Origin of the sequence: Kitasatospora sp. NPDC057223 (genome assembly GCF_042669755.1) — a bacterium.
Classification (GTDB): Bacteria; Actinomycetota; Actinomycetes; order Streptomycetales; family Streptomycetaceae; genus Kitasatospora.
Genome location: NZ_JBHUWW010000002.1, coordinates 110,678 through 135,892 on the forward strand (window position 1 = coordinate 110,678; position 25,215 = coordinate 135,892).

Annotated in this window: 17 protein-coding genes and 1 tRNA gene; 6 read left to right on the plus strand and 12 right to left on the minus strand. The window is 73.3% G+C overall.

Features of this window, described 5'->3' with window-relative positions; all coding sequences use genetic code 11:
* Positions 1 to 49: 49 nt before the first annotated feature.
* Positions 50 to 1,279 carry a radical SAM family heme chaperone HemW gene (gene hemW, locus ACFUK0_RS01840; RefSeq protein ID WP_380246022.1) on the minus strand — a complete coding sequence of 410 codons (1,230 nt, stop codon included), beginning with the start codon at positions 1,277 to 1,279 and terminating at the stop codon, positions 50 to 52.
* A gap of 66 nt (positions 1,280 to 1,345) precedes the next feature.
* Complete coding sequence (locus ACFUK0_RS01845) at positions 1,346 to 3,268, minus strand: AMP-dependent synthetase/ligase (protein WP_380246023.1); 1,923 nt, start codon at positions 3,266 to 3,268, stop codon at positions 1,346 to 1,348.
* A 314-nt stretch (positions 3,269 to 3,582) separates the two neighbouring features.
* Here ACFUK0_RS01845 and ACFUK0_RS01850 point away from each other — a divergent pair, with 314 nt between their 5' ends.
* Positions 3,583 to 5,316 (plus strand): ABC transporter ATP-binding protein, encoded by a 1,734-nt coding sequence (locus ACFUK0_RS01850; RefSeq protein ID WP_380246081.1) that lies wholly within the window; start codon positions 3,583 to 3,585, stop codon positions 5,314 to 5,316.
* Positions 5,317 to 5,459: 143 nt separating this feature from the next.
* Positions 5,460 to 7,361, plus strand: coding sequence for an ABC transporter ATP-binding protein (locus ACFUK0_RS01855; protein ID WP_380246082.1), 1,902 nt, complete (start codon positions 5,460 to 5,462; stop codon positions 7,359 to 7,361).
* 72 nt (positions 7,362 to 7,433) lie between these two features.
* On the opposite strand, the gene lepA is transcribed toward ACFUK0_RS01855, so the two are convergent.
* The gene (gene lepA / locus ACFUK0_RS01860) at positions 7,434 to 9,302 is read right to left on the minus strand and encodes a translation elongation factor 4 (RefSeq protein WP_380246024.1); all 1,869 of its coding nucleotides are present in this window, start codon (positions 9,300 to 9,302) and stop codon (positions 7,434 to 7,436) included.
* Between the two features lie 210 nt (positions 9,303 to 9,512).
* Here lepA and ACFUK0_RS01865 point away from each other — a divergent pair, with 210 nt between their 5' ends.
* From ACFUK0_RS01865 to ACFUK0_RS01875, 3 genes are all read left to right on the plus strand, one after another.
* Positions 9,513 to 9,830, plus strand: coding sequence for an antibiotic biosynthesis monooxygenase family protein (locus tag ACFUK0_RS01865; RefSeq protein ID WP_380246025.1), 318 nt, complete (start codon positions 9,513 to 9,515; stop codon positions 9,828 to 9,830).
* 143 nt (positions 9,831 to 9,973) lie between these two features.
* The gene (gene rpsT, locus ACFUK0_RS01870; RefSeq protein WP_073927651.1) at positions 9,974 to 10,243 is read left to right on the plus strand and encodes a 30S ribosomal protein S20; all 270 of its coding nucleotides are present in this window, start codon (positions 9,974 to 9,976) and stop codon (positions 10,241 to 10,243) included.
* 529 nt (positions 10,244 to 10,772) lie between these two features.
* Positions 10,773 to 11,378 carry a hypothetical protein gene (locus ACFUK0_RS01875; RefSeq protein WP_380246026.1) on the plus strand — a complete coding sequence of 202 codons (606 nt, stop codon included), beginning with the start codon at positions 10,773 to 10,775 and terminating at the stop codon, positions 11,376 to 11,378.
* A 90-nt stretch (positions 11,379 to 11,468) separates the two neighbouring features.
* On the opposite strand, the gene holA is transcribed toward ACFUK0_RS01875, so the two are convergent.
* Complete coding sequence (holA, locus tag ACFUK0_RS01880; RefSeq protein ID WP_380246027.1) at positions 11,469 to 12,464, minus strand: DNA polymerase III subunit delta; 996 nt, start codon at positions 12,462 to 12,464, stop codon at positions 11,469 to 11,471.
* A gap of 208 nt (positions 12,465 to 12,672) precedes the next feature.
* Between holA and ACFUK0_RS01885 the strand changes: the two genes are divergently transcribed.
* Positions 12,673 to 12,951 (plus strand): hypothetical protein, encoded by a 279-nt coding sequence (locus ACFUK0_RS01885; protein ID WP_380246028.1) that lies wholly within the window; start codon positions 12,673 to 12,675, stop codon positions 12,949 to 12,951.
* Between the two features lie 40 nt (positions 12,952 to 12,991).
* Here ACFUK0_RS01885 and ACFUK0_RS01890 read toward each other — a convergent pair whose 3' ends face one another.
* The 8 genes from ACFUK0_RS01890 to ACFUK0_RS01925 all read right to left on the minus strand — a co-directional run bounded on the left by ACFUK0_RS01890 (position 12,992) and on the right by ACFUK0_RS01925 (position 25,169).
* Entirely contained in the window at positions 12,992 to 15,184 is a 2,193-nt protein-coding gene (locus ACFUK0_RS01890; RefSeq protein WP_380246029.1) for a ComEC/Rec2 family competence protein, read from the minus strand.
* Between the two features lie 605 nt (positions 15,185 to 15,789).
* Positions 15,790 to 16,623, minus strand: coding sequence for a helix-hairpin-helix domain-containing protein (locus ACFUK0_RS01895; RefSeq protein WP_380246030.1), 834 nt, complete (start codon positions 16,621 to 16,623; stop codon positions 15,790 to 15,792).
* Positions 16,624 to 16,767: 144 nt separating this feature from the next.
* Positions 16,768 to 17,619, minus strand: coding sequence for a DegV family protein (locus ACFUK0_RS01900; RefSeq protein WP_380246031.1), 852 nt, complete (start codon positions 17,617 to 17,619; stop codon positions 16,768 to 16,770).
* A 212-nt stretch (positions 17,620 to 17,831) separates the two neighbouring features.
* Positions 17,832 to 18,608 carry a hypothetical protein gene (locus ACFUK0_RS01905; RefSeq protein ID WP_380246032.1) on the minus strand — a complete coding sequence of 259 codons (777 nt, stop codon included), beginning with the start codon at positions 18,606 to 18,608 and terminating at the stop codon, positions 17,832 to 17,834.
* Positions 18,609 to 18,896: 288 nt separating this feature from the next.
* Positions 18,897 to 21,812, minus strand: a complete 2,916-nt coding sequence (leuS, locus tag ACFUK0_RS01910; RefSeq protein WP_380246033.1) for a leucine--tRNA ligase — start codon at positions 21,810 to 21,812, stop codon at positions 18,897 to 18,899.
* 246 nt (positions 21,813 to 22,058) lie between these two features.
* Positions 22,059 to 23,354 carry a hypothetical protein gene (locus tag ACFUK0_RS01915; RefSeq protein ID WP_380246034.1) on the minus strand — a complete coding sequence of 432 codons (1,296 nt, stop codon included), beginning with the start codon at positions 23,352 to 23,354 and terminating at the stop codon, positions 22,059 to 22,061.
* Positions 23,355 to 23,470: 116 nt separating this feature from the next.
* Positions 23,471 to 23,543, minus strand: a tRNA-Ala gene (locus ACFUK0_RS01920).
* A 180-nt stretch (positions 23,544 to 23,723) separates the two neighbouring features.
* A complete protein-coding gene (locus ACFUK0_RS01925; protein WP_380246035.1) occupies positions 23,724 to 25,169 on the minus strand; it encodes an MFS transporter in 1,446 nt (481 codons plus the stop codon).
* Between the last annotated feature and the right edge of the window lie 46 nt (positions 25,170 to 25,215).

The following is a 25,215-nucleotide window of genomic DNA, read 5'->3' on the forward strand; positions in this document are numbered from 1 at the left end:
CGGCGGTCGTCACCACTCCCCCGGACGGCTGCTCCCGCGTCAACGGGACTCAGTCCACCAGGTCACGCACGACGCCGTCCGCCAGCAGCCGCCCCTGGAGGGTCAGGACGGCGCGGCCGGCCTCGAAGGCGGCGGGGTCGAGCAGGCCGTCGGCCAGGGCCCGGTGGGCGGCCTCCAGGCCGGCGGGGGCGAGCAGGGTGAGCGGGCAGCCGGCGACCAGGCGGAGCTCCAGGAGGATCCGCTCGACCCGGCGGTCGGCCTCGGGGAGGACTTCGCGGCCCTGGCCCGGTGTGCGGCCCTCGGCCAGGGCCTGGGCGTAGGCGGCCGGGTGCTTGGCGTTCCACCAGCGGACGCCGCCGACGTGGCTGTGCGCGCCCGGGCCGGCGCCCCACCAGTCGGCGCCCGTCCAGTAGAGCTCGTTGTGGCGGCAGCGGCCGGCCTCGGTGGTGGCCCAGTTGGAGACCTCGTACCAGCTGTAGCCGGCCTTGCCGAGGGCCTCCTCGGCGATCAGGTAGCGGTCGGCGTGCACGTCGTCGTCGATCATCGGCAGTTCGCCGCGCTTGACCCGGGCGGCGAGCTTCGTGCCGTCCTCGACGATCAGCGAGTACGCGGAGACGTGGTCGGGGCCGGCGCCGATGGCGGCGTCGAGGGAGGCGCGCCAGTCGTCGTCGGACTCGCCCGGGGTGCCGTAGATGAGGTCCAGGTTGACGTGGTCGAAGCCGGCCGCGCGGGCCTCGGCGACGCAGGCCTCGGGTCGGCCCGGCGTGTGGTGGCGGTCGAGCAGCTCCAGGACGTGCGGGCGGGCGCTCTGCATCCCGAAGGAGATCCGGTTGAAGCCGCCCTCGCGCAGTTCGGCGAGGTAGGCCGGGTCGACGGACTCGGGGTTGGCCTCGGTGGTGACCTCGGCGCCGGGTGCCAGGCCGAACTCGTCGCGGATCGCGGCCAGCATCGTCACCAGGTCGCGGGCCGGCAGCAGGGTGGGCGTGCCGCCGCCGAGGAAGACCGTCTCGACGGGCAGCTCGGCGGAGCCGAGCACCTTGCGGGCGAGCCGGATCTCCGCGACCAGGTTGCCGGCGTACGTCTCCTGGGTGGCGATGGCACCGGAGGAGCGCAGCTCGGTGGCGGTGTACGTGTTGAAGTCGCAGTACCCGCAGCGGGTCGCGCAGTACGGCACGTGCACGTAGAAGCCGAAGGGCCGCTCCCCGAGGCCGGCGAGGGCGTGGGCGGGCAGGGAACCGTCGGACGGCACGGGTTCGCCGTCGGGGAGTGCGGAGGGCATGCGTCCATTGTCCGGTACGGCCCGGGTGGACCGTACCGGACGGCGGGAGCCGGCGGGGCCGGGGGCTCAGGCCTCCAGGGTGCCGGCGTACATCTCGGTGACGGCGTCCGCGTACGTCCGCTCGACGACCGGGCGCTTGATCTTGAGGCTCGGGGTCAGCTCGCCGTGCTCGATGTCCAGGTCGCGCGGGAGCAGCGTGAACTTCTTGATCGTCTGCCAGCGCTGGAGGTCGCCGTTGAGCTTCTGCACGAAGCCCTCGATCAGCGCCTGCGTCTGCGGTGCGGCCACCACCTCGCCGTACGACCTGCCCGCCAGGTCGTGCCCGGCCGCCCACGGCATGATGACCGCCTCGTCGAGGCCGATCAGCGCCGTGCAGAAGTTGCGGCCGTTGCCGATCACCAGGATGTTGCTGACGAACGGGCAGACCGCCTTGAACTTGCCCTCGACCTCGCTCGGCGCGACGTACTTGCCGCCGGAGGTCTTGAACATGTCCTTCTTGCGGTCGGTGATCCGCAGGAAGCCGCTCGCGTCGAGCTCGCCGATGTCGCCGGTGTGGAACCAGCCGTCGGCCTCCAGCACCTCGGCGGTCTGCTCGGGCAGCTCGTGGTAGCCGCGCATGACGCCGGGGCCGCGCAGCAGGATCTCGCCGTCCTCGGCGATCCGGGCCTCGGTGCCGGGCAGCGGCTGGCCGACGGTGCCGACCCGGAAGTCCTCCTCGCGGTTCACGGTGGAGCCGGCGCTGGTCTCGGTCAGGCCGTAGCCCTCCAGGATCGGCACGCCGGCACCGGCGAAGAAGTAGCCGATCTCGGGGGCGAGCGCGGCACTGCCGGACACCGAACCGCGCATCCGCCCGCCGAAGGCGGCCCGGATCTTGGCGTAGACGAGCTTGTCGGCCAGCGAGTGCTGGAGCTTCAGCCCGAACGGCACCGACTCGCGGCCGGTGGCGATCCGGCTGGCCTGGGCGGTACGGGCGTACTCGCGGGAGACCTTCGCCGCCCAGAGGAAGATCTTGTACTTGGCGCCGCCCTCGGCGCGGGCCTTGCCGGCGATGCCGTTGTAGACCTTCTCGAAGATCCGCGGCGCCGAGGCCATCATGGTCGGGCGGACCACCGGCAGGTTGTGGATGATCCGGTCCACCCGGCCGTCCACCGCCATCACGTGGCCGGTGGCGATCTGCCCGGAGATCAGGGTCTTGCCGAAGACGTGCGACAGCGGCAGCCACATGAACTGCACGTCGTCGGCGCGCAGCAGCCCGCTGGCCTCCTGCGCCCGGCCCTCGTACGCCCAGCAGTCGTGCACCAGGCGCACGCCCTTGGGGCGGCCGGTGGTGCCGGAGGTGTAGATGAGGGTGGCGAGCTGCTCCCGGTCCAGCGCGGCGACGGACTTGTCGACGGCGTCGGGGTGCTCCTCCAGGTACTCGGTACCGAGCCGCTCCAGCTCGGCGAGGGTGAGGACGGCCACGCCCGCGGGCTCGGGGAGCTGGTCGGGGGCGTCGAAGAGGATGACCGTCCGCAGCTCGGGCAGCTGTCCGAGCTGGGAGACGACCTTGTCGAGCTGGGCGCTGTTCTCCGCGAAGAGGGCCCTGGAGCCGGAGTTGGCGAGCAGGTAGGCCGTCTCGTCCGCGTTGGTGCTGGGGTAGACGGTGGTGGTGGCCGCACCGGCGCACATGTTGCCGAGGTCGGCGATGATCCACTCGACCCGGGTGGAGGAGGACAGGGCGACCCGGTCCTCCGTCCGGATGCCCAGCGACATCAGGCCGGCGGCCACGGCCCGGACCCGGACCGCGGTCTGCGCCCAGGTCAGCGAGCGCCACTGCTCGGCACCCGGGGCGCCGTCCGCCGCGTGCTCGTCCACCGGCACGGGGTAGCGATAGGCCTCACCGTTCGGCGTCGCCGCCACCCGGTCGAGGAAGAGGTGGGCGACGGAGGCGGGGCGCCCGGCGACGATGTCGACACTGCCGGAGCCGATCAGGGACTGCGCGGAACTCAACGAGACCTCCGGGGGGCGGGTGGCCGAGGGTGGGCGGTGACCGGCCGGCCTTGGGGGAGGCCGCCGGGCCCGGCATTTTTGACCCAATCTTGTTAACTCACTGGTAACAAGGGATGGCAGCAGCCTAGGGGGTAAGCAGCCGTTCCGTAAGAGGGTGACACCAGCTGGCACACCGGCGCGTCGTGAGTGCAGAGCGCGTCGCTAGTCTCAGGGTCGGAGCAAGGCGAAGCCATTGCGGGAACAGCCGTACACAAGTCCGCACGGGACCGAAAATCGGGATGCGAATCCCGCTGTCGAGCATGAGAGTGTTGCCAGTGCTGATCAGACTGCTCAGGGCCCATCTGAGGCCCTACCACCGACCGATCTCCCTGCTGGTGCTGCTCCAGCTGGTGTCGACCATCGCAGCGCTCTACCTCCCCACCCTGAACGCCGACATCATCGACGACGGCGTGGTGAAGGGCGACACGACCTACATCCTGCAGATCGGCGCGGTGATGATCGCCGTCACCCTGGCCCAGGCCGTCTGCTCGGTCGGCGCCGTCTACTACGGCGCCCGCACCGCGATGGCCGTCGGCCGTGACATCCGGGCCTCGGTCTTCGACCGGGTGCAGAGCTTCTCGGCCCGCGAACTCGGCCAGTTCGGCGCGCCCTCGCTGATCACCCGCACCACCAACGACGTCCAGCAGGTCCAGATGCTGGTGCTGATGGGCTTCACCATGATGGTCGCCGCGCCGATCATGTGCCTCGGCGGCGTGATCATGGCCCTCAACCAGGACGTGCCGCTGTCGGCACTGCTGCTGGTCGTGGTCCCGCTGCTGGGCGTCGTGGTGACGCTGCTGGTGCGCCGGCTGCGGCCGGCGTTCCGCTCGATGCAGACCAGGATCGACACGGTGAACCGGGTGCTGCGCGAGCAGATCACCGGCATCCGGGTGATCCGCGCCTTCGTGAAGGACGGCCACGAGCAGCGGCGCTTCGGCGGCGCCAACCAGGAACTCACGGACGTCTCGCTGCGGGTCGGCCGGACGATGGCCTTCATGTTCCCGAGCGTCATGTTCGTGGTGAACGCCTCCAGCGTCGCCGTTATGTGGTTCGGAGCGCACCGGATCGACAGCGGCGGGATGCAGATCGGCGCGCTGACGGCCTTCCTCTCCTACCTGATGCAGATCCTGATGAGCGTCATGATGGCCACCTTCATGTTCATGATGGTGCCGCGCGCCGAGGTCTGCGCCGAGCGGATCCAGGAGGTGCTGGCCACCGAGTCCAGCGTCGTCCCGCCGGCCGATCCGGTCACCGAGCTGCTGCGCCGGGGCAACCTGGAGCTGCGCGACGTCGAGTTCCGCTACCCGGGCGCCGAGGCCCCGGTGCTGCGCGGCATCGACATCCTGGCCGCGCCCGGCCAGACCACCGCCGTGATCGGCTCCACCGGCAGCGGCAAGTCCACCCTGCTCGGGCTCGTCCCGCGACTGTTCGACGCCACCGGCGGCACCGTCCTGCTGGACGGCGTGGACGTCCGCACCCTGGCACCCGAGCTGATCGCCGAGACGGTCGGCCTCGTCCCGCAGAAGCCGTACCTGTTCTCCGGCACGGTGGCCGGCAACCTCCGCTACGGCCGTCCGGACGCCACCGACGAGGAACTCTGGCACGCGCTGGAGGTCGCACAGGCCAAGGAGTTCGTCGAGACCTTCCCCGAGGGCCTCGACGCCCCGATCGCCCAGGGCGGCAGCAACGTCTCCGGCGGGCAGCGCCAGCGCCTGGCGATCGCCCGGGCCCTGGTCCGCAGGCCCGGGATCTACCTCTTCGACGACTCGTTCTCCGCGCTCGACTACGCCACCGACGCCAAGCTGCGCAAGGCACTGGCCCAGGAGACGGCCGACGCGACCGTGCTGATCGTCGCCCAGCGGGTCAGCACCATCCGGGACGCCGACCGGATCATCGTCCTCGACGAGGGCGCCGTGGTCGGCACCGGGACACACCACGAGCTGATGGCCGACAACCCGACATACCGGGAGATCGTGCTCTCCCAGCTCACCGAGCAGGAGGCGGCGTGACCACCCCGGACGACCAGGGCCCCGAGACTTCCGGGCCCGCGAAGGACACCGCTCCCGGGCTCACGAAGGACGCCCCGAAGCCGCCGGTCAGCGACTCGCAGACGGCAGCGGCCCGGCGCGGTCCGGCCGGCCCCGGCCGGTTCATGGGCGGCCAGGGCGCCGAGAAGTCGATGGACTTCAAGGGCTCCGGCAAGCGGCTCCTCAACCTGCTGCGCCCCGAGCGGGCGGCCCTCACCGGCGTCCTCGGCCTCGGTGTGCTCAGCATCGGCTGCGCCGTGGTCGGGCCCAAGGTGCTCGGCAGCGCCACCGACCTGATCTTCGCCGGCGTGGTCGGCCGGCAGAGCCCCGCCGGGGTCAGCAAGGCCCAGGTCATCGACGGCCTGCGCCAGGAGGGCAACAGCGGCGTCGCCGACCTGCTCAACTCGGTCGACTTCACCCCCGGCCAGGGCATGGACTTCGGCGCCATCGGCACCGTCCTGCTCTGGGTGCTGGCGATCTACGTCGCCTCCGCCGTGTTCGGCATCGTCCAGGGCCGGATCGCCACCACCGCGATCCAGCGGACGGTCTTCCGGCTGCGCGAGTCCGTGGACGCCAAGCTCACCCGGCTGCCGCTCAGCTACTTCGACCGGCAGCCGCGCGGCGAGGTGCTGAGCCGGGTCACCAACGACATCGACAACATCGGCCAGTCCATGCAGCAGACCATGGGCCAGGTGGTGAACTCGCTGCTCACCGTCGTCGGCGTGCTGGCGATGATGTTCTGGATCTCCCCGCTGCTCGCGCTGATCGCGCTGGTCTCGGTGCCGGTCTCGGTGGTCGTGGCCACCCGGGTCGGCAAGCGGGCGCAGCCGCAGTTCGTGGCCCAGTGGAAGACCACCGGGCAGCTCAACGCCCACATCGAGGAGATGTACACCGGCCACGCGCTGGTGAAGGTGTTCGGCCGGCAGAAGGAGTCCGCCGAGACGTTCCGCGAGCACAACGAGGCGCTGTACGCCTCCAGCTTCCGGGCCCAGTTCATCTCCGGGATCATCCAGCCCGCGATGATGCTGATCGGCAACCTGAACTACGTGCTGGTCGCCGTGGTCGGCGGTCTGCGGGTGGCGAGCGGCGCGCTGTCGATCGGCGACGTGCAGGCGTTCATCCAGTACTCGCGCCAGTTCAGCCAGCCGCTGACGCAGGTCGCGAGCATGGCCAACCTGGTGCAGTCCGGCGTCGCCTCGGCGGAGCGGGTCTTCGAGCTGCTGGACGCCCCCGAGCAGTCCGCCGAGCCGGCCATGCCGGAGCGCCCGGCCGAGCTGCGCGGGCGGGTCGCCTTCGAGGACGTCGCGTTCCGGTACGACCCGGAGAAGCCGCTGATCTCGGACCTCTCGCTCAAGGTCGAGCCCGGCCACACGGTGGCCATCGTCGGCCCGACCGGCGCCGGCAAGACCACCCTGGTCAACCTGCTGATGCGGTTCTACGAGGTCAGCCACGGCCGGATCACCCTGGACGGCGTCGACATCGCGGCGATGTCCCGCGAGGAGCTGCGGGCCGGCATCGGCATGGTGCTCCAGGACACCTGGCTGTTCGGCGGCAGCATCGCCGAGAACATCGCGTACGGCGCCGACGGCGCCAGCACCCGCGAGCAGGTCGTCGAGGCGGCGAAGGCCGCGCACGTCGACCGCTTCGTGCGCACCCTCCCGGACGGCTACGACACCGTCATCGACGACGAGGGCACCGGCGTCAGCGCGGGCGAGAAGCAGCTGATCACCATCGCCCGGGCGTTCCTCGCGCAGCCGAGCATCCTCGTCCTCGACGAGGCGACCAGCTCCGTCGACACCCGCACCGAGGTGCTCATCCAGCGGGCGATGGCCCGCCTGCGCAGCGGCCGGACGAGCTTCGTGATCGCCCACCGGCTCTCCACCATCCGCGACGCGGACGTGATCCTGGTGATGGAGGACGGCGCGATCGTCGAGCAGGGCTCGCACGACGACCTGATCGCCGTCGGCGGCGCGTACGCGCGGCTGTACAAGGCACAGTTCGCCGAGGCGGTGGCCGAGGTCGACTGACCTGCGGCCGGATACGGCGGAGGGGGCCACGGACGACTGCCCGTGGCCCCCTCCGCCGTGTCCGGGGTGCCGCTACTTCTTTTCCTTCGGGGCGTCCGCGTCGGTGGACAGCGCGGCGATGAAGGCCTCCTGCGGGACCTCCACGCGGCCGACCATCTTCATCCGCTTCTTGCCCTCCTTCTGCTTCTCCAGCAGCTTGCGCTTGCGCGAGATGTCACCGCCGTAGCACTTCGCGAGGACGTCCTTGCGGATCGCGCGGACGGTCTCACGGGCGATCACGCGCGAGCCGATGGCGGCCTGGATCGGCACCTCGAACTGCTGGCGCGGGATCAGCTTCTGCAGCTTGCCGGCCATCATGATGCCGTAGTTGTACGCCTTGTCCTTGTGCACGATCGCGGAGAACGCGTCGACCGCGTCGCCGTGCAGCAGGATGTCGACCTTCACCAGGTCGGCCGTCTGCTCACCGATCGGCTCGTAGTCGAAGGAGCCGTAGCCGCGGGTCTTGGACTTCAGGATGTCGAAGAAGTCGAAGACGATCTCGGCGAGCGGGAGGGTGTAGCGCAGCTCCACCCGGTCCTCGGACAGGTAGTCCATGCCCTGCATGTTGCCGCGGCGGCCCTGGCAGAGCTCCATGACGGCGCCGACGAACTCGTTCGGCACCAGGATGGACCCGCGGACCACCGGCTCGTTCACCTCGGCGATCTTGCCGGTCGGGAACTCGCTCGGGTTGGTGACGGTGTGCTCGGTGCCGTCCTCCATGACCACCCGGTAGACGACGTTGGGGGCGGTGGAGATCAGGTCGAGGTTGAACTCGCGCTCCAGCCGCTCCCGGACGATCTCCAGGTGCAGCAGGCCCAGGAAGCCGCAGCGGAAGCCGAAGCCCAGCGCGACCGACGTCTCCGGCTCGTACACCAGGGCCGCGTCGTTGAGCTGGAGCTTGTCGAGGGCGTCGCGCAGCAGCGGGTAGTCGCTGCCGTCCAGCGGGTAGAGGCCGGAGAACACCATCGGGCGCGGCTCCTTGTAGCCGCCCAGCGCCTCGGTCGCACCCTTGTGCATCGAGGTGATCGTGTCACCGACCTTGGACTGCCGGACGTCCTTCACACCGGTGATGATGTAGCCCACCTCACCGACGCCGAGGCCGTCCGCGACCTTGGGCTCCGGCGAGATGACGCCGATCTCCAGCAGCTCGTGGGTCGCGCCGGTCGACATCATCGCGATCCGCTCGCGCTTGGTGAGCTCACCGTCGACCACGCGGACGTAGGTGACCACGCCGCGGTAGGTGTCGTAGACCGAGTCGAAGATCATCGCGCGGGCCGGGGCGTTCTTGACGCCGACCGGCGCCGGGATCTTCTCGACCACGTGGTCGAGCAGCTCCGGCACGCCGAGGCCGCTCTTGGCGCTGACCTTGAGGACGTCCTCCGGGTCGCAGCCGATGATGTGCGCGATCTCGGCGGCGTACTTCTCGGGCTGGGCGGCCGGCAGGTCGATCTTGTTCAGCACCGGGATGATCGTGAGGTTGTTCTCCAGCGCCAGGTACAGGTTGGCGAGGGTCTGCGCCTCGATGCCCTGGGCGGCGTCCACCACGAGGATGGTGCCCTCGCAGGCGGCGAGCGAACGGGACACCTCGTACGTGAAGTCCACGTGGCCCGGGGTGTCGATCATGTTGAGGATGTGGGTCTTCCCCACCCCCTCGCCGACCGTCGGCGCCCACGGGAGGCGGACCGCCTGCGACTTGATGGTGATACCGCGCTCGCGCTCGATGTCCATGCGGTCGAGGTACTGGGCACGCATCTGCCGGGGGTCGACGACACCGGTGATCTGGAGCATCCGGTCGGCGAGCGTCGACTTGCCGTGGTCGATGTGGGCGATGATGCAGAAGTTGCGGATCAGCGCCGGGTCGGTACGGCTGGGCTGTGGCACATTGCTGGGGGTCGCGGGCACCTTGGTCCGATTCTCCGTTGGTCCGGGGGCCGGGCGCTCGCCCCCCTCAACGTCGTCGACATCGCACTGACGCCGACCGAAGGAGCCGCTTCCCGGGGACCGGACGGTCTCGTCCGATCGATATGGCTCCGACCATCCTCCCACGAGCGCGCATCGGCTCGCCGTCCAGCTCCGTCCGGCCTCCCCCGGAACGGCCGCTACGATCCGTCCGTGATCCTGGAAAGCGCCCTGCTCGACGTCCTGCCCGGCCGCGAGGACGAGTTCCTCGCCGCCTTCGCCGAGGCCAAGCCCCTGATCGCGGTGCAGCGGGGGTTCCGCTCCCTGGCGGTCCGCCGCTGCCTGGACGAGGGCCGCACCTCCCGCTTCCTCCTCCAGGTGGAGTGGGACACCCTCGCCGACCACACCGAGGGGTTCCGCCGCTCCGCCGAGTACCAGCGCTGGCGGGCGCTGCTGCACCCCTTCTACGCGCCGTTCCCCGAGGTCGAGCACTACGGGGACGCGCTGCTCACGGCGCAGCCCCACCGGTGACCGGCTCGCGCCCGGTTTGGGATGGGGCCCCGGCCCCTGGTAGCGTTGGCCGCTGCACCTGGCCCTGGCATGCCCTCTCAGCAGACCGGGACCGTGCGGTGCGACCTAGTCAGAACCATTACGAACAAGACTGAGGCTCCTTCGTGGCGAACATCAAGTCCCAGATCAAGCGCAACAAGACCAACGAGAAGGCGCGCCTGCGCAACAAGGCCGTCAAGTCCTCGCTCAAGACCGCCCTGCGCAAGGCCCGCGAGGCCGCTGCCGCCGGCGAGACCGAGAAGGCCACCGTGCTGGCCCGCGAGGCCTCCAAGGCCCTCGACAAGGCCGTCAGCAAGGGCGTCATCCACGCCAACCAGGCCGCCAACAAGAAGTCGGCCATCACCAAGCGCGTCAACGCGACCGTCCAGGCCTGACGCCACGGGGCCGTCACGGCCCCACCCCCTCAGGTCGAACCGGCCCTCTACCCGGGACCCTGAGGCGCACAGACTCGTACCGCACGCGGCCTGCGTTCGCCACGCGGGTGCGGTGCACACAGATCGACCGCGGACCCGCCTGGCGACAGGCCGTCCGCCCACTGCCCGCCCGGATCACTCCGGGCGGGCAGTCCGCGTTCCGAGGCCATGCCCGCCCGGGGCCCCGCTGACGGATTCCGCCACAACCCGGCCGGGCGGCCGGGGGCTCCCGCTATGGTCGTCGCAGCGGCGCCAGGGCGGCGGGGCGGCAGCGGCAGCGGGCCGTCACCACCGGCCGCCGGCGGTGGACCCGCGGGGAGGACGCACAGACATGTCGACGCCGCCACGGACCGGTCCGGCGTACGGGAGCCGCACTCCGCAGACTCCGGGCCCGGGCCGCCCGGCGCAGACTCCGGGTGAGCCCGCAGGGGGCGGGCCCACGGCGCGCGGGGAGCTGCGCCGCAGGGCAGGGTGGGCCTTCACAGGCGCCGTGCTCGCCTCGGCCGTGTGGGGCGCCGCCGTGCTGAACGTGCCCGGGATGGTGACCACGGCCGCCTCGCCGCAGAGCGTGCACGGGTACCGCCCGGTCGACGACCTGTGCCGGACGGCCAGGCTGGTCAGGTTCACCCAGCTGTACCCGAGCCCGGACGGCTCGCCGGCCCATCACACCGAACGGCACCCGGCACTCGACTCGATGTCCTGCATCCTTTCGCTGCAACGGAATTCGAGCAGTAGCAGCAGCGGTGACGACTACGCCTCGCTGTACCTGCGGGTGAACCTGCACAAGGCCGTCAACGCGAGTCTGGAGTTCGACGCCGAGCGGGCGGGGATGCAGCAGCAGCACTACCAGACCAGCGACGTGCCCGGTCTCGGCGAGGACGCCTACCTCGCCTACCGGGACGAGCCGGGCAGCACCGACCGGAGCTGGCACAGCGTCTCGCACGAACTGCAGGTCCGGGACGGCGGCATGACGTACTACCTCTCCTGGTCCGGGAGCTACCAGGACGGCCGGAGCACACCGCCCGACCGGGAGACCATCCGGCAGGCGCTGCTCGCCGACAGCCGGGACCTGCTCAAGGCCCTCGGCGGCCCCTGAGGACGGCCGGCACCGGGGGCCGGTACGGAACCGGGGGCCGGTACGGAACCGGGGGCCGGTACGGAACCGAGGGGCCGGCGAGGGCGGAGGTCAGTACGAGCGGGCTCCTGAGCGGGCCGCCCTGGCGACGGTGACCACCGCGCGCTCCAGGGCGTAGGCCGGGTCGTCGGAGCCGCCCTTGACGGCCGCGTCGGCCTGCGCGATCGCGGTGAGTGCCACGGCGACGGCGTCGCCCGTCCAGCCGCGCATCTGCTGGCGGACCCGGTCCACCTTCCACGGCGGCATGCCCAGCTCGCGGGCCAGGTCGGCGGGGCGCATGTTCCGGCCGGTGGTCGCGAGGCGGCCGATGCTGCGGACGCCCGAGGCCAGCGCATACGTGATCCCGGTGGGCGGCTGGCCGACGGCGAGGGCCCAGCGCAGCCGCTCCAGCGCCTCCGCGGCCCGCCCGGTGACGGCGAGGTCGGCCACCTCGAAGCCGGTGGCCTCGGCCCGGCCGCTGTAGTAGCGGGCCACCACGGTCTCGTCGATGGTGCCCTCGACGTCGGCCGTCAGCTGGCTGCACGCGGCGGCCAGCTCGCGCAGGTCGCTGCCGAGCGAGTCCAGCAGGGCCTGGCAGGCCTCCTGGCTCGCCGACCGGCCCAGCGTGCGGAACTCGTTGCGGACGAAGGCGAGCCGGTCCCCCGCCTTGGTCAGCTTCGCGCACGCGACCTCACGGCCACCCGCCTTGCGCCCGGCGTCCAGCAGGCCCTTGCCCTTCACGCCGCCGGCGTGCACCAGGATCACGATCACTTCGTCGGCCGGGTCCTCCAGGTACGCCTTGACCTCCTTCACGGAGTCGGCGGACAGATCCTGGGCTGCCCGGACCACGATGACCTTGCGCTCGGAGAACAGCGAAGGTGTGGTCAGCTCGGCGAGGCTGCCCGGCTGGAGGGCACCGGGAGCCAGGTCCCGTACGTCGGTGTCGGAGTCGACCGCCTTCGCCGCCGCCACCACCTGGGCGACCGCACGGTCGAGCAGCAGCTCCTCCTGGCCGACCGCGAGGGTCAGCGGGGCGAGCAGGTCATCGGGTGCACTCTTCCTGGCCATCGCGTACCAGCATCCCACGGGCTCCCGACAATCCCGCCGGGGTGCGGAGCGGGGCATCGCGCACGCGGGCAGGGTGCAGGGCAGGCGGGGCGCAGGGCGGGCGGGGCGCAGGGTGGGCGGGGCGGGGCGGGGCCGAGGCGCGGGGCGGGAGGTGGCGGACGGCCCGGGCGGGGTCCGGCGCGGTGGGCGGGGTCTGGAGAATGGGGGCGTGAACGAGAACGACGAAGCCCCGGACCTCCACGCACGCCAGCTGCTCGTGCTGCCCGACCGCGATGCCGCCGACGAGGCCGCACAGGAGCTGGCCGAGCGCCGCCCCGCCCTCGGCCGCCTCGACGTGGTCCGGGACGCGCTGGCCGGTGAGGACGACGCGGAGGACGCGCAGTGGCTGGTGGTGGTCGAGGCTCCGGAGGACGGGTGGACGGGCGAACTGCTGCTGGAGCTGGAGGCGCTCGCCGCCGAGTACGAGGGCTGGCGCGAGGAGGGGTGAAGGGGTGAGGGGCTGACGGGCCGGACCGGGTGAACGCTCGTCACCGGTGGCCCGGCGGCCGGTCGTGCGGGTGGGTGGCTGCCGCGAGGGTCGCGGGGGTGTCGCCGAGGATCGCGACGTCCCCCGCCAGGTCCGTCCGCAGGACGGTCGCGCCGAGGGCCCGCAGTCGGTCGAGCGTGCGGGGCGCGGGGTGGCCGTAGGGGTTGTCCCGGCCGCAGGAGACCAGGGCCAGGCGCGGGCGCCAGGCGGTGGTGAGGCTCCAGTCCTGGTTCGCCGAGCCGTGGTGGGCCACCTTGAGGACGTCCACCGGGCCCGGGACGGAACGGGCCGTCAGCGCCGCCTGGGCCGGGGGCTCCAGGTCTCCGAGCAGGGCGATCCGCAGGGCCCCGCCCGGCCCGCCGCCGCGGCCGACGGTGGCGAGCAGCGCGACGCTGGCGTTGTTCGGGCCCGGCGCCGGTAGCACGGGGCGTACGGGAGGCGCCGTGGGTGAGGCCGGGCCCGGTGGCCCGGCGGGCCAGAGCACGTCCCAGGAGAGCAGTGGACCGGCCGTACGGTGCTCTCCCCGCACCGCGCGCAGGAGCGGCAGGCCGGCCGCCGCCACCCAGCCCCGTACCCGGGCCGCCTCGCCGGGCGGCTCATCCAGGGTCGTGGCCTCGACTGCGCCGACCGCGCGACCGCGCAGCACGCCCGGGACGCCCTCCACGTGGTCGGCGTGGAAGTGCGTCAGGAGCAGCAGTGGAACCCGGGTGATGCCGAGGCCCCGCAGGCAGGTGTCGGCCGCGTCCGGATCCGGCCCCGCGTCGATCACGACCGCGCTGTCGGGGGCACCGCCGGCCCTGTCGTCGGAGAGGACCGGCAGCACCAGCATGTCGCCCTGGCCGATGTCGCACATCGCCAGGCGCCACCCGGCGGGCGGCCAGCCCGTGGCGATTCTGGTCAGCGTCGGCGGCCTGAGCAGGATCACCAGCAGGGTGAGGGCGAGGGCGGCGGTCCCGAGGGCCCGCAGCCGGGCGGCGCGGGCCGTCCACGGGCCGTCCACGCCGCCCTGGCGCCCGGTGGGCGGCAGCAGCAGCGGCAGGGCCCAGTACGCGGCGAGGGTGGCCACAGCCAGCAGGGCCGCACCGGAGAGCCCTCCGGGCCAGGACAGTTGAGCGCCGGGCAGGGCCGCACCGTGGCGGGCGACGGCGGCCAGCCAGCCGGCCGGCAGCCCGGCGAGCCGCGCCAGGAGGTGGGCGAGCGGGGCCGACACCGGTTCGACCGCCAGCACCACGAACCCGAGCAGGGTGGCCGGGGCGACCGCCAGTTCCGCCAGCAGGTTGCAGGGCAGCGCGACCAGGCTGATCCGTGGCGCCAACAGCACCGTGACGGGCGCGCAGAGCGCCTGGGCGGCAGCGGCGGTGGCGAACCCGGCTGCGAGCGGCCCGGGCCAACCGCGCTCGCGCAGGGCGGCCGTCCAGCGCGGGCCGAGGACCAGCAGACCGGTGGTGGCGAGCACGGAGAGCAGGAACCCGTAGGAGTGGGCGAGCAGGGGGTCGAACAGGACGAGGACGAGGACGGCGCCCGAGAGGGCGGGAACCGCGTGGCGCGGGCGCCCGACAGCCAGGGCCAGCAACCCGATCAGGCCGGTCGCGGCGGCGCGGAGCACGCTGGGATCGGGCCGGCAGACGGTCACGAAGGCGAGGGTCAGGGCGGTGCCGAGCACCGCGGTCTTGCGCAGCGAGAGGCCGAGGAGGCCGGCGAGGCCGCCGCGTTCGGCGCTGCCCGCGCGGCCGGGGGCGCCGAGCAGGACGGCCAAAAGGATCATCAGGTTGGCCCCGCTGACCGCACAGAGGTGCGCGAGGTCGGTGGCGCGGAAGGCCTCGCGGAGGTCGTCGGGCAGCCGCGAGGTGTCACCCACGACGAGACCGGGGAGCAGCCCCCGCGCGTCGGGGGGAAGGCCGTCGGCGGCGGAGCGCAGGCCGGCCCGCAACCGGCCCGCGATGCGCTGCGGGAGGCTCGGCGGTGCGAGCAGCCGGGGCGGCCCGTGGGCGAGGAGCAGTGCGGCGCCGTCGTCGGGTCCGTCTCCCGCCGGCCTCACCCGGACGTCGGCGGCGACGCGGGTGGAGGGGAGCAACGGCTGCCAGCCGGCCGCGTCCTGGGCCCGGACCATGACCGTGACGGGTGTGCTGGTCCGGGTGGTGCCGACCGGCCCGGCGCCTTCGGGCACGGTCACCCGTTCGGCGACTGCCTCCACGGTGAGCAGGGACTGCCCCGGGGCCGTCCCACGGGCGCGTGAGGTGCGGTTGCGCGGGTCGCCCGCGATGACGAGTTCGACCAGCAGGTCGGGGGGCGGCGGCGGTTCGGCGGAAGGCTCCGCAGTAGGCCCGGTGGTGGGACCGGTGGTGGGACCGGTAGGGGGACCGGTGGTCGGACCGGCAGTGGGCCCGGCGGGCAGAGTGGCGGCCGGGCGGGGCTGGGCGAGGGCGGCCAGCGGGCCGCGGTGGAGGTCGGCGGTGTGCAGGACGGTGGCGGCGGTGGCGGCGGCCGCGGTGAGGAGGACGGCGGCAAGGGTGGCGCGGGCCCGGGGTCGGCGCCCGGGCCGGTCGAGCAGCAGCAGGACGGCTGCGGTGGCAGCGGCTGCTGCTCCGGCGACCGCAACCGGGCGGTGGCCGGGCCCCAGCCGGAGGACGGCTGCGGTGACCGCCCAGGCGGAGGCGGCGGGGAGCAGCAGCCGGAGGTCGGCGGCAGGGCCGGGCAGGCCGTCCGGCGGCCGCCCGGAGAGGGGTGCGGCGATCGGGGGTCACCTCCTTCGGACCGGTTCGAGTTGGTCCGGTTCCTCTCGGCCCGGCCTGTCCGGGATCAGAGGGTGAGCAGCGGTTTCATCTCGTCGTAGGTGCGCGCTCCGATGCCACTGACCTGTCTGAGCTGGTCCAGCGAGCGGAACGACCCGTGGGCCTGGCGGAAGGCGATGATGCGCTGGGCGAGCGTCGGCCCGACGCCGGGGAGCGTGTCGAGCTGTTCGGGTGTCGCGTGGTTGAGGCTGACGGGGCTTCCGGGGGCTGGGCCGCCGCTCGGCGGCGGGGCGGGTTCGCCGACCAGGACCTGCTCACCGTCCGTCAGTACGCGGGCCAGGTTGAGCTGCTTGGTGTCGGTGTCGGGCAGTGCTCCGCCGGCCACCCGCAGGGCGTCGGCCACCCGGGATCCGGCCGGCAGCGCGCGGACGCCGGGGCTCGGGACCCGACCGGCGATGTCCACCACCACGACGGCCGGCTCGGGACCGGCGCCCCGGCCCGGCTCCGAGCTGATCGTTGCCGTTGCGGCCACCGGGACCTGTACGGCCCGGGGGCGGCCCAGCCAGAAGTGCTGCACGGCGTAGGCGAGGGCGAGGAGGAGCAGGACGGCCAGCGCGAGCACCGCCCGCCGGTCGAGGGCGGGCACCGGGCGGGCGAAGGCGGCCGGGCGAAGGACGGGCGCGGGCGGGCGCTGTTCGGGCTCCGGGGGCGGAACGGGCTCCGGCTCGCCTCCCGGCGGCACCTCCGGCGGCTCCCCGGGCGGCTCCCCGGGCGGCGCGGGCGGCCCGCCCGGCGGGAGGTCACCCGCCGGGGGCTGGATGGCGAGGAGGTGCGTCAGCCGGCCCCGGACGGTCTCGGCGGTCTCGCGGCGCTTGGCCGCGCCCGGCGTCAGGGTTCTCATGGCGCAGGACGGTACGGGCCGCAGCGTGCCCGGCGGGGAATCCGCCGAGAGCCTGTGGACAACTCCGGCCTGTGGACAACCGGTGTCCCCCGGACGGGTGGTTCGGGACGGTCGGCTCCGACCGGTTGTTTCGGACCAGGCGGCTCAGCGGGAGCGGGGTGAGAGCACCACGGCGAGCAGCCCCGGCCCTGCGTGGGCGCCGATCACGGCACCGACCTCGGAGAGCACGAGCTCCCGCAGTCCGGGCACGCGCTCGCGCAGCCGCTCGGCGAGCGGTTCGGCGCGGTCCTCGGCGGCGAGGTGGTGGACGGTGATGTCGACCTCGCGGTCGCCCGCCCGCTCGACGGCGATCTCCTCCAGGCGGGCGATGGCCCGGGAGGCCGTCCGGACCTTCTCCAGCGGTTCGATCCGGCCGCCCGACAGGTGCAGCAGCGGTTTGACCGCGAGCGCCGAGCCGAGCAGCGCGCGGGCCGCGCCGATCCGCCCGCCCCTGCGCAGGTATTCGAGGGTGTCGACGTAGAAGAATCCGCTGGTCAGCGAGGCCCGGTTCGCAGCGGCGGCGGTGGCCTCGTCCAGGCTGAGCCCGGCCTCGGCGGCCTCGGCGGCCGCCAGCACGCTGTAGCCGAGGGCCATCCCGATCAGCCGGGTGTCCACCACCCGGACGGGGATCGGGGCCTCGGCCGCGGCCAGCCGGGCGGCCTCGCAGGTGCCGGACAGCTCCGCCGACAGGTGCAGCGAGACGACACCGAGGGCGCCCGCCTCGGCGGCCGCCCGGTAGGCGGCGGCGAAGGTCTCGGGGCTGGGCCGGGAGGTGGTCACCCGGCGCTTGGCGCGCATCGCCTCGGCGACGTCCTTCGGGGAGATCTCCACGCCGTCGACGAGGGCCTCGTCGCCGACCGCGACGCTCAGCGGCACCACCGTGATCCCGTGGCGGTCGACTGCGTCCTGGGGCAGGTAGGCCGTGGAATCGGTGACGATGGCGAGGTCGGCGGGCATGAGCCGGAGGTTACTCCCCGTCCGCCCCTGAGGACAGCGGCGGACACGCGGGCGGGCGCACACGCTTTCGACCCGGGGGTGGGCAACCCGACCGGACCGGCCCGACAGAGCGCCCGCCCGGACCGACCTGAGCGAACCAACCTGACCGGACCAACCCGACCGGGCCTCCCGAGCGATCACCCCGGCCCGGGGCAGAGCGGCGCGGCGCAGCCTCAGCCGGCGGACGACCCCGTCGAGGGCTTGCGCAGGCGCTGCGCGATCCGGGCCAACGGGTCGGCCAGGCCGAGCGCTTCCTCCGCGCTCGGCCGGCCGCTGCCGCCGGTCAGCCCGAAGCGGCGCGGCGGCGCACCCGGATCCGACGCGGCGGAAGGGGCCGCCGACGAGGCCCCGGAAGCGGCAGCAGCCGGGTCCGCCGGAGAGGCTCCGGCCGGGGGCACCGCGTCCCAGTGCCGCAGCACCCCGGCCTCGCTCTCGCACTCCTTGCCGAGCCGGGCCAGTTCGTCGTCCGCGAAGCGGTGCATGCGGTCCTGGGCGGCCCAGCGCATGGTCTCGGCGGAGTGGGTGATCCGCTCGGCACGCTCGCGCAGTTCGGGCAGTTTGGCGGCGATCCGGCCGGCGTCCGGTTCGCGCTCCAGGATGCGCAACTCGCCGTCCAGTTCGGCGGCGTGGGCGTCGAGCCGGGCGAGCAGCCGGAGCGAGTCGGCGAGCTGGCCGTCCTCGGCGAGGCCGGCCTCCAGGACCTGGCGGGTGCCGTCGAGCGAGGTGCGCAGCGCCAGCCGGGTGGCCGAGATCCGGCCCTGCGGGCCGGGCTTGGTGTACGACTTCGCCTTCAGGGTGACGTTCTCCACCGCGCGCCTGGCGTTGGTCTCGTGCCGTTCGACCTTCGCCGCAACGGCCTTGGCTGCCTTGACGGTGCCGACCACCGCGAGGGTCAGCAGTCCGATGCCGAACAGCATCACCAGGGCCAGCACCACTCCGAGTGCGTCCATCACGAGCCACCTTCCGCCGAGCCGGGCACACCGGGCCTGGTGCGCGGGCGGGCCGCACGGGTGCACGGCCCGGCCGCACGCGCCGAGGGTTCCACGGTAGCCGCCCGGGCGGCCGCGGTGCGGGGCGTGAGGCCGTCCGGCCCGGAGATCAGGGACAGATCGGGGTTCTCCCCCACACCCGGGCCCCGTCCTCGGGGCCGTCGGCCCGCAGCGTGACGGCAGCGAAAGGGCGGCCCCACCGGAATCCCGGCGGGACCGCCCTACTGCCGGCCGACGCTCGGCCGGTGATCAGCCGGTGACGATGTTCACCAGCTTGGGCGCCCGCGCGATGACCTTGCGGACGGGCGCGTCGCCGATGGCCGCGACCACGGCGGGGTCGGCCAGTGCCAGGGCCTCCAGGTCGGCGTCGGAGATCTCCGGGGAGACCTCCAGGCGGGCCTTGACCTTGCCCTTGATCTGGACCACGCAGGTGACCGACTCGTCGACCACGTACGCCGGGTCGGCGACCGGGTAGTCGGCGTAGGCCAGCGACTCGTCGTGGCCCAGCTTGCGCCACAGCTCCTCGGCGATGTGCGGGGCCAGCGGGGCGACCAGCAGGACCAGCTGCTCGGCCACCTCGCGCGGCGTGGAGCCGCGCTTCACCAGGTAGTTGTTCAGCTCGATGGCCTTGGCGACGGCGGTGTTGAAGCGCAGCCCGGCCATGTCGCCGCGGATGCCGTCGATGGCCTTGTGCAGGGCGCGCAGGGTCGGCTCGTCGGCCGGCTCGTCGGTGACGACCAGCTCGCCGGTGGTCTCGGAGGCGACGTTGCGCCACAGCCGCTGCAGGAACCGGTAGGAGCCGACGACGGCGCGGGTGTCCCACGGGCGGGAGACGTCCAGCGGGCCCATCGACATCTCGTACAGGCGCAGGGTGTCCGCGCCGTACTCGTCGGCGATCTCGTCGGGCGCGACGGCGTTCTTCAGGGACTTGCCCATCTTGCCGGCCTCGCGCTTGACCGCCTCGCCGTTCCAGAAGTAGCCGCCGTCGCGCTCCTCGACCTCGGCGGCGGGCACCGGGAAGCCCCGCTCGTCGCGGTAGACGTCGGCGGTGATCATGCCCTGGTTGAACAGCTTGTGGAACGGCTCGACGGACGAGACGTGCCCCAGGTCGTGCAGCACCTTGTGCCAGAACCGGGCGTACAGCAGGTGCAGCACGGCGTGCTCGGCACCGCCGACGTACAGGTCGGCGCCGCCGGCCGGCTTCTCGGCGGTCGCGCCCAGCCAGTACCGCTCGTTGGCCGGGTCGACGACCTTGTCGCTGTTCGCCGGGTCGATGTAGCGCAGCTCGTACCAGCACGAACCCGCCCAGTTGGGCATGGTGTTGGTCTCGCGGCGGTAGCGCTTCACGCCGTCGCCCAGGTCCAGCTCGACGTTGACCCAGTCGGCGTTGCGCGACAGCGGGGTCTTCGGCGAGGAGGTGGCGTCGTACGGGTCGTAGGTGTGCGGCGAGTAGTCCTCGACCTCGGGGACCTCGACGGGCAGCATCGAGTCGGGCAGCGCGTGCATCACGCCGTCCTCGTCGTAGACGATCGGGAAGGGCTCGCCCCAGTACCGCTGGCGGCTGAACAGCCAGTCGCGCAGGCGGTAGTTGACGGTGCCTTCGCCGATGCCGTGCTCGGTCAGCCAGGCGGTCACGGCGGCCTTGGCCCCGACGACGCTCAGGCCGTCCAGGGAGATGCCGTTCTCGGTGCCCTCCGCGTGGGCCGAGTTGACGATGACGGAGTCGTAGGTGTCGAACGCGTCGTCCCAGGTGTGCGGGTCCTCGGCACGGCCGTCGGTGGGCCGGACGACGCAGCGCATCGGCAGGTCGAAGGCGCGGGCGAACGCGAAGTCGCGGTGGTCGTGGGCGGGTACGGCCATGATGGCGCCGGTGCCGTAGCCCATCAGCACGTAGTCGGCGATGAACACCGGGACGGGCTCGCCGCTGACCGGGTTGGTCGCGTACGCGCCGGTGAAGACGCCGGTCTTGACCTTCGCCTCGACCTGGCGCTCGACGTCCGACTTGGCGGCGGCGGCGGCCCGGTAGGCGGTGACGGCCTGGGCGGGGGTGGCTGCGCCGCCCGTCCAGTCGTCGTGGGTGCCGGCCGGCCAGGCGGCCGGGACGATCGAGTCGACCAGGGCGTGCTCGGGGGCCAGCACCATGTAGGTGGCTCCGAACAGGGTGTCCGGGCGGGTGGTGAAGACGGTGATCGCCCGGTCGCCGTCGACCGCGAAGTCGACGCGTGCGCCCTCGCTGCGGCCGATCCAGTTGCGCTGCTGCAGCTTGATGGCCTCGGGCCAGTCCAGCAGGTCCAGGTCGGCGATCAGGCGGTCGGAGTAGGCGGTGATCCGCATCATCCACTGGCGCAGGTTCGACTTGAACACCGGGAAGTTGCCGCGCTCGGAGCGGCCGTCCGCGGTGACCTCCTCGTTGGCCAGCACGGTGCCCAGGCCGGGGCACCAGTTGACCGGCACCTCCTTGGAGTACGCCAGCCGGTACTCGCCCAGCAGGTCCTCGCGCTCGGCGGCGGACAGCTCGGCCCAGGCGCGGCCGCCCGGGGCGGGCCGTGCGCCGTCCTCGAACTGGGCGACCAGCTCGGCGATCGGGCGGGCCCGGCCGGCCTCGGCGTCGTACCAGGAGTTGAAGATCTGCAGGAAGATCCACTGCGTCCAGCGGTAGTACTCGGGGTCGATGGTGGCGATCGACCGGCGCGAGTCGTGGCCCAGGCCCAGCCGGCGCAGCTGCTGGCGCATGTTGGCCATCGCGGCCTCGGTGGTGATCCGGGGGTGCTGGCCGGTGGCGACGGCGTGCTGCTCGGCGGGCAGGCCGAACGCGTCGTAGCCCAGGGTGTGCAGCACGTTGTGGCCGGTCATCCGCTGGTAGCGGGCGAACACGTCGGTCGCGATGTAGCCCAGCGGGTGGCCGACGTGCAGGCCGGCGCCCGACGGGTACGGGAACATGTCCATGATGAAGCTGTGCGGCTTCGCCGAGACGTCACCGGCCGCCGGATCCGCCAGCGCGCCGGTGGGGTTGGGGGCGTTGAACGTCCCCTCCTTCTCCCAGACGTCCTGCCAGCGGGACTCGATCTCGGCCGCCAGCGCGGCGGTGTACTTGAAAGCAGACTCCGCGCGGAAGGGCTCGGTGGCGGCGTCGGCCGCGCCGGAGGCAGGTGTCGTCTCGGTCATGATCCTTCAAGCTCCATCGATGTCAGTTAGCGAACCGGCGGCGAAGTCCGTCGGCGGGTCCGGAAGCACCCCGGGGGGTTCCGGTGGGAGCCGGAAAACAAAAAATCCCCTCGCAGGAGGGGACGCCACGCCGACTCCGGCACCCACCCGAGGGTGCGGCCGGTCCTGGTCAGCGCGGCCGGCTAAGGAGCAGGCGCACGGTTCGCATGGGCTCAGGGTACCGCAAGCCCGTGAGGGCCCAGGCGGTTATGCCGCCCTGGCCGCCGCGTCGAAGTCCCGCAACGCCCGGGCGACCCGGGCGGACTGCATGCCGGCGGCCAGCAGCCGGGCCTCGTCGGCGATCCGCCCGGCGTCGCCGCCCTCGCCGGTGCGCCGGCAGGAGTCGGCGAGGCGCACCATCAGCAGGGCCCTGGCGCGCGCCCGGGCCGGCTCCAGCACCGCGACCGCGCCGCGCAGCAGGTCCCTGGCCCGTTCGTGCTCGCCGAGGAAGAGGTACGCCTCCCCCACCATGCCGTCCAGGTCGGCGCGCTCCTGCCGGTGCCGCGGCCCGTCCCCCAGCGTCAGGAACGCCCGCCCGGCGACCTCCTCGACGCCGTCCCGCTCGCCCCGGCGGCCGTGCGCGCGGGCGATCCGGCCGAGTTGGAGGGCCCGTTCGGCGGGGGTCAGCACCTCGTCGGCCGCGCGCAGGGCGGTGGAGAGCATCGCGACCGCGTCGAGGCCCCGGCCGCCGGAGTTGTACGTGGCGGTGGCCTGCACGGCGAGGCAGCCGACGACGCTCACTCCGAGCCGGGGGTCGCCGCACACGTGGGCGGCCCGCAGGGCGGCGACGAAGGCGCGCTGCGCGGCGGCGTCGTTGCCCATGTCGTAGTTGGCCCAGCCGACGAGCCGGGAGAGGCGGGCCGCCGCCGCGTAGAGCTCCCGGCCGAGCTCCTCGCCGTAGGAGCCGAGTTCGAGGAGCTTGCCGACCATGGCGAGTTCGGCCTTGGCCGGGTCGAGGACAAGGCCGCCGCCGCTGGCCTGTTCGAGGCGCTGCTTCCCGGCGTACGAGAGCCTGAGGTCGGCGAGCTGTTCGGGGGCGATCCGCAGGGCGCCCTCGCCGCCGGTGACGGCGGGCGGCGGCGAGGCCCAGTGCCGGGCGGCCTGTTCGAGTTCGTCGCCGCGGAACAGCGCGGTGAGGCGGACGGGCCCGGCGTCGGCGCCCGCCTCGCGCAGCGCGGTCTGCGCGGTGTCGGCCGTCCACGGGTCGGTGAGCAACCGCGCGGACAGCGTCTTGGCGCCCCGGTTGCCGCCCATCCGGCCCCAGAGCTGCTCGTACGTGACGGCGATGCCCAGGGTGCGGCTCAGCACCTCGCACACCGTCTGGTCGTGCGGGGCGCGCGGCACCATGCCGCGGTCGCGCCACTTGTACGGGGCCGTGGAGCTGATCGCGAGGCCGGCCGGCAGGGTCAGGTTGACCTCGCGGGAGAGCCGCTCCGGGCTCCAGCCGAGCTGGTGCAGTATCCGGGCCAGCTCTTCGTTCCGCTTCCGTACCAGGTCGGCCATGTCATCGACGGTAGCGGTCGGCCGTCGGGCCCAGGAAGGGGCCGCCGATCGGCCGGAGCGGGCGCGGCAACGCGAAGGGCCGCCTCCCGTTGCCGGGAGGCGGCCCTTCGTTCCTGTGGAGCTACGGGGAATTGAACCCCGGACCTCTTGCATGCCATGCAAGCGCTCTACCAACTGAGCTACAGCCCCTTGACCTGCGATGTCACCGTAGGCCCACACTGTGGTTTCCCTCGGCGACATCACTTACTTTACACGGTCACAGGGGTGCTCCACGAATCCGTATCCGGACGGGGCCCGGGGGCGGCGACCACGGGCGGCGGCGGGCGAGCGCGGCGGCGGGGACGGCGGCGGGGACGGCGGGAGCGGGCGCTACCCGGCGCGGGCCGCGCGCACCGTGCGGGCCGCCAGGGCGCCGGCGGCCGTGATCGCCGCCGCGATCACCACGGTGGTCACCAGCAGGGCGTGCCCGGACTCGCGGGCCGGGGCCGGCAGGGCCGCCCGCCCCAGGAAGACCGAGCCGAGCAGTGCGACCCCGACCACCTGCCCGAACTGGATGACCGTCACCATCACCCCGCTCGCGTCGGCCGCGTCGGACGGCCGGACCCGGGCGAGCGCCCGGGCGAAGAGCGGGGCGTAGGCGCAGCCGGCCGCCAGGCCGAGCCCGGTCATCAGCAGGACGGTGCCGGGCCCGACGTCCGCGCCGCCCCGCAGCAGCAGGCCGAGGGACAGGTAGCCGGGGCCGACCACGGCCGTGGCCAGCACGGGCAGGAACGCGTGCAACCGGGCCGGCAGGCGCTGCCAGTGCAGGCTGGAGAGGCCGAAGCCGACCGAGACGGGGGCGGACAGCAGACCGGCCCGCAGGGCGCTGTGGCCGAGGCCCGCCTGCTGGTGCAGGGCGAAGGCGAACATGAACCCGGCGAACCCGGCCATGATCATGAAGATCGCCCCGGCGGCCGGCAGCAGGCCCGGGGCGCGCAGGACCCGCCCGGAGATCAGCGGCTGCCCGCCGCGCCGCGCGATCCGTCGCTCGACCAGCCAGAACAGGGCGGACATCGACGCGCTGCCGCCGAGCATCGCCCAGCCCCAGGCGGGCCAGCCGAGTTCGTGGCCGAGCACCAGCGGCACCACCAGCAGGCCCAGCGCCGCCGCCAGCACCACCAGGCCGGGGACGTCGAAGCCGCGGGTGCGGTCCCCCCGGTCCGCCGGCAGCATCCGGGAGCCGGCCGCGAGCAGCGCGAGCCCGATCGGCACGTTGACCAGGAACACCGGGCGCCAGCCCGTCCCGAAGAGGTCGGCGCTGACCAGGAGGCCGCCGGCCACCTGGCCGAAGGCCATCCCGCCGGCCAGCACGGCCGAGTAGAGGCCGAGCGCCCTGGTCCGGGCCGCGCCGGTGTACGTCCGCTGGATGAGGCTCATCACCTGGGGCACCATCAGCGCGGCGCCGGCCCCCTGGAGCAGCCGGAAGGCGATCAGCCAGCCGGTGCCGGGCGCCAGGCCGCAGGCCAGCGAGGCGGCGGTGAAGCCGGCCAGGCCGAACCGGAACAGCCGCCCGTAGCCGAACCGGGCACCGAGCCTGGCGCCGGTGATCAGCAGCACGGCGTACGCGATGGTGTACCCCGCGATGACGAGTTGCAGCGCGGCGCCGGAGGCGTGCAGGTCCGTCCGGACGGTGGGGACGGCCACGTTGACGATGGAGACGTCGAGGACGGCCATGAACTGGCCGGTGAGCACGAGGGCGAGGAGCGGTCCGGGCCGGGCGGCCCGCCGCCCCGGCGCGCCCTCGGAGGCGGCGGGTCTGGTCTGAAGGTCCGTCATGGGCCCAGCCTGGCCGAGTACCGGTACCGGTGGTTAGAGCCTGCTG

Excerpts from the sequence above, each read along its gene's own strand:
- hemW (WP_380246022.1), bottom strand. The coding sequence starts at position 1,279 with ATGCCCTCCGCACTCCCCGACGGCGAACCCGTGCCGTCCGACGGTTCC.
- holA (WP_380246027.1), bottom strand. The coding sequence starts at position 12,464 with ATGGCCAGGAAGAGTGCACCCGATGACCTGCTCGCCCCGCTGACCCTC.
- ACFUK0_RS01915 (WP_380246034.1), bottom strand. The coding sequence starts at position 23,354 with ATGGCCGACCTGGTACGGAAGCGGAACGAAGAGCTGGCCCGGATACTG.
- leuS (WP_380246033.1), bottom strand. The coding sequence starts at position 21,812 with ATGACCGAGACGACACCTGCCTCCGGCGCGGCCGACGCCGCCACCGAG.
- ACFUK0_RS01905 (WP_380246032.1), bottom strand. The coding sequence starts at position 18,608 with ATGGACGCACTCGGAGTGGTGCTGGCCCTGGTGATGCTGTTCGGCATC.
- ACFUK0_RS01900 (WP_380246031.1), bottom strand. The coding sequence starts at position 17,619 with ATGCCCGCCGACCTCGCCATCGTCACCGATTCCACGGCCTACCTGCCC.
- ACFUK0_RS01895 (WP_380246030.1), bottom strand. The coding sequence starts at position 16,623 with ATGAGAACCCTGACGCCGGGCGCGGCCAAGCGCCGCGAGACCGCCGAG.
- ACFUK0_RS01925 (WP_380246035.1), bottom strand. The coding sequence starts at position 25,169 with ATGACGGACCTTCAGACCAGACCCGCCGCCTCCGAGGGCGCGCCGGGG.
- ACFUK0_RS01855 (WP_380246082.1), top strand. The coding sequence starts at position 5,460 with ATGGGCGGCCAGGGCGCCGAGAAGTCGATGGACTTCAAGGGCTCCGGC.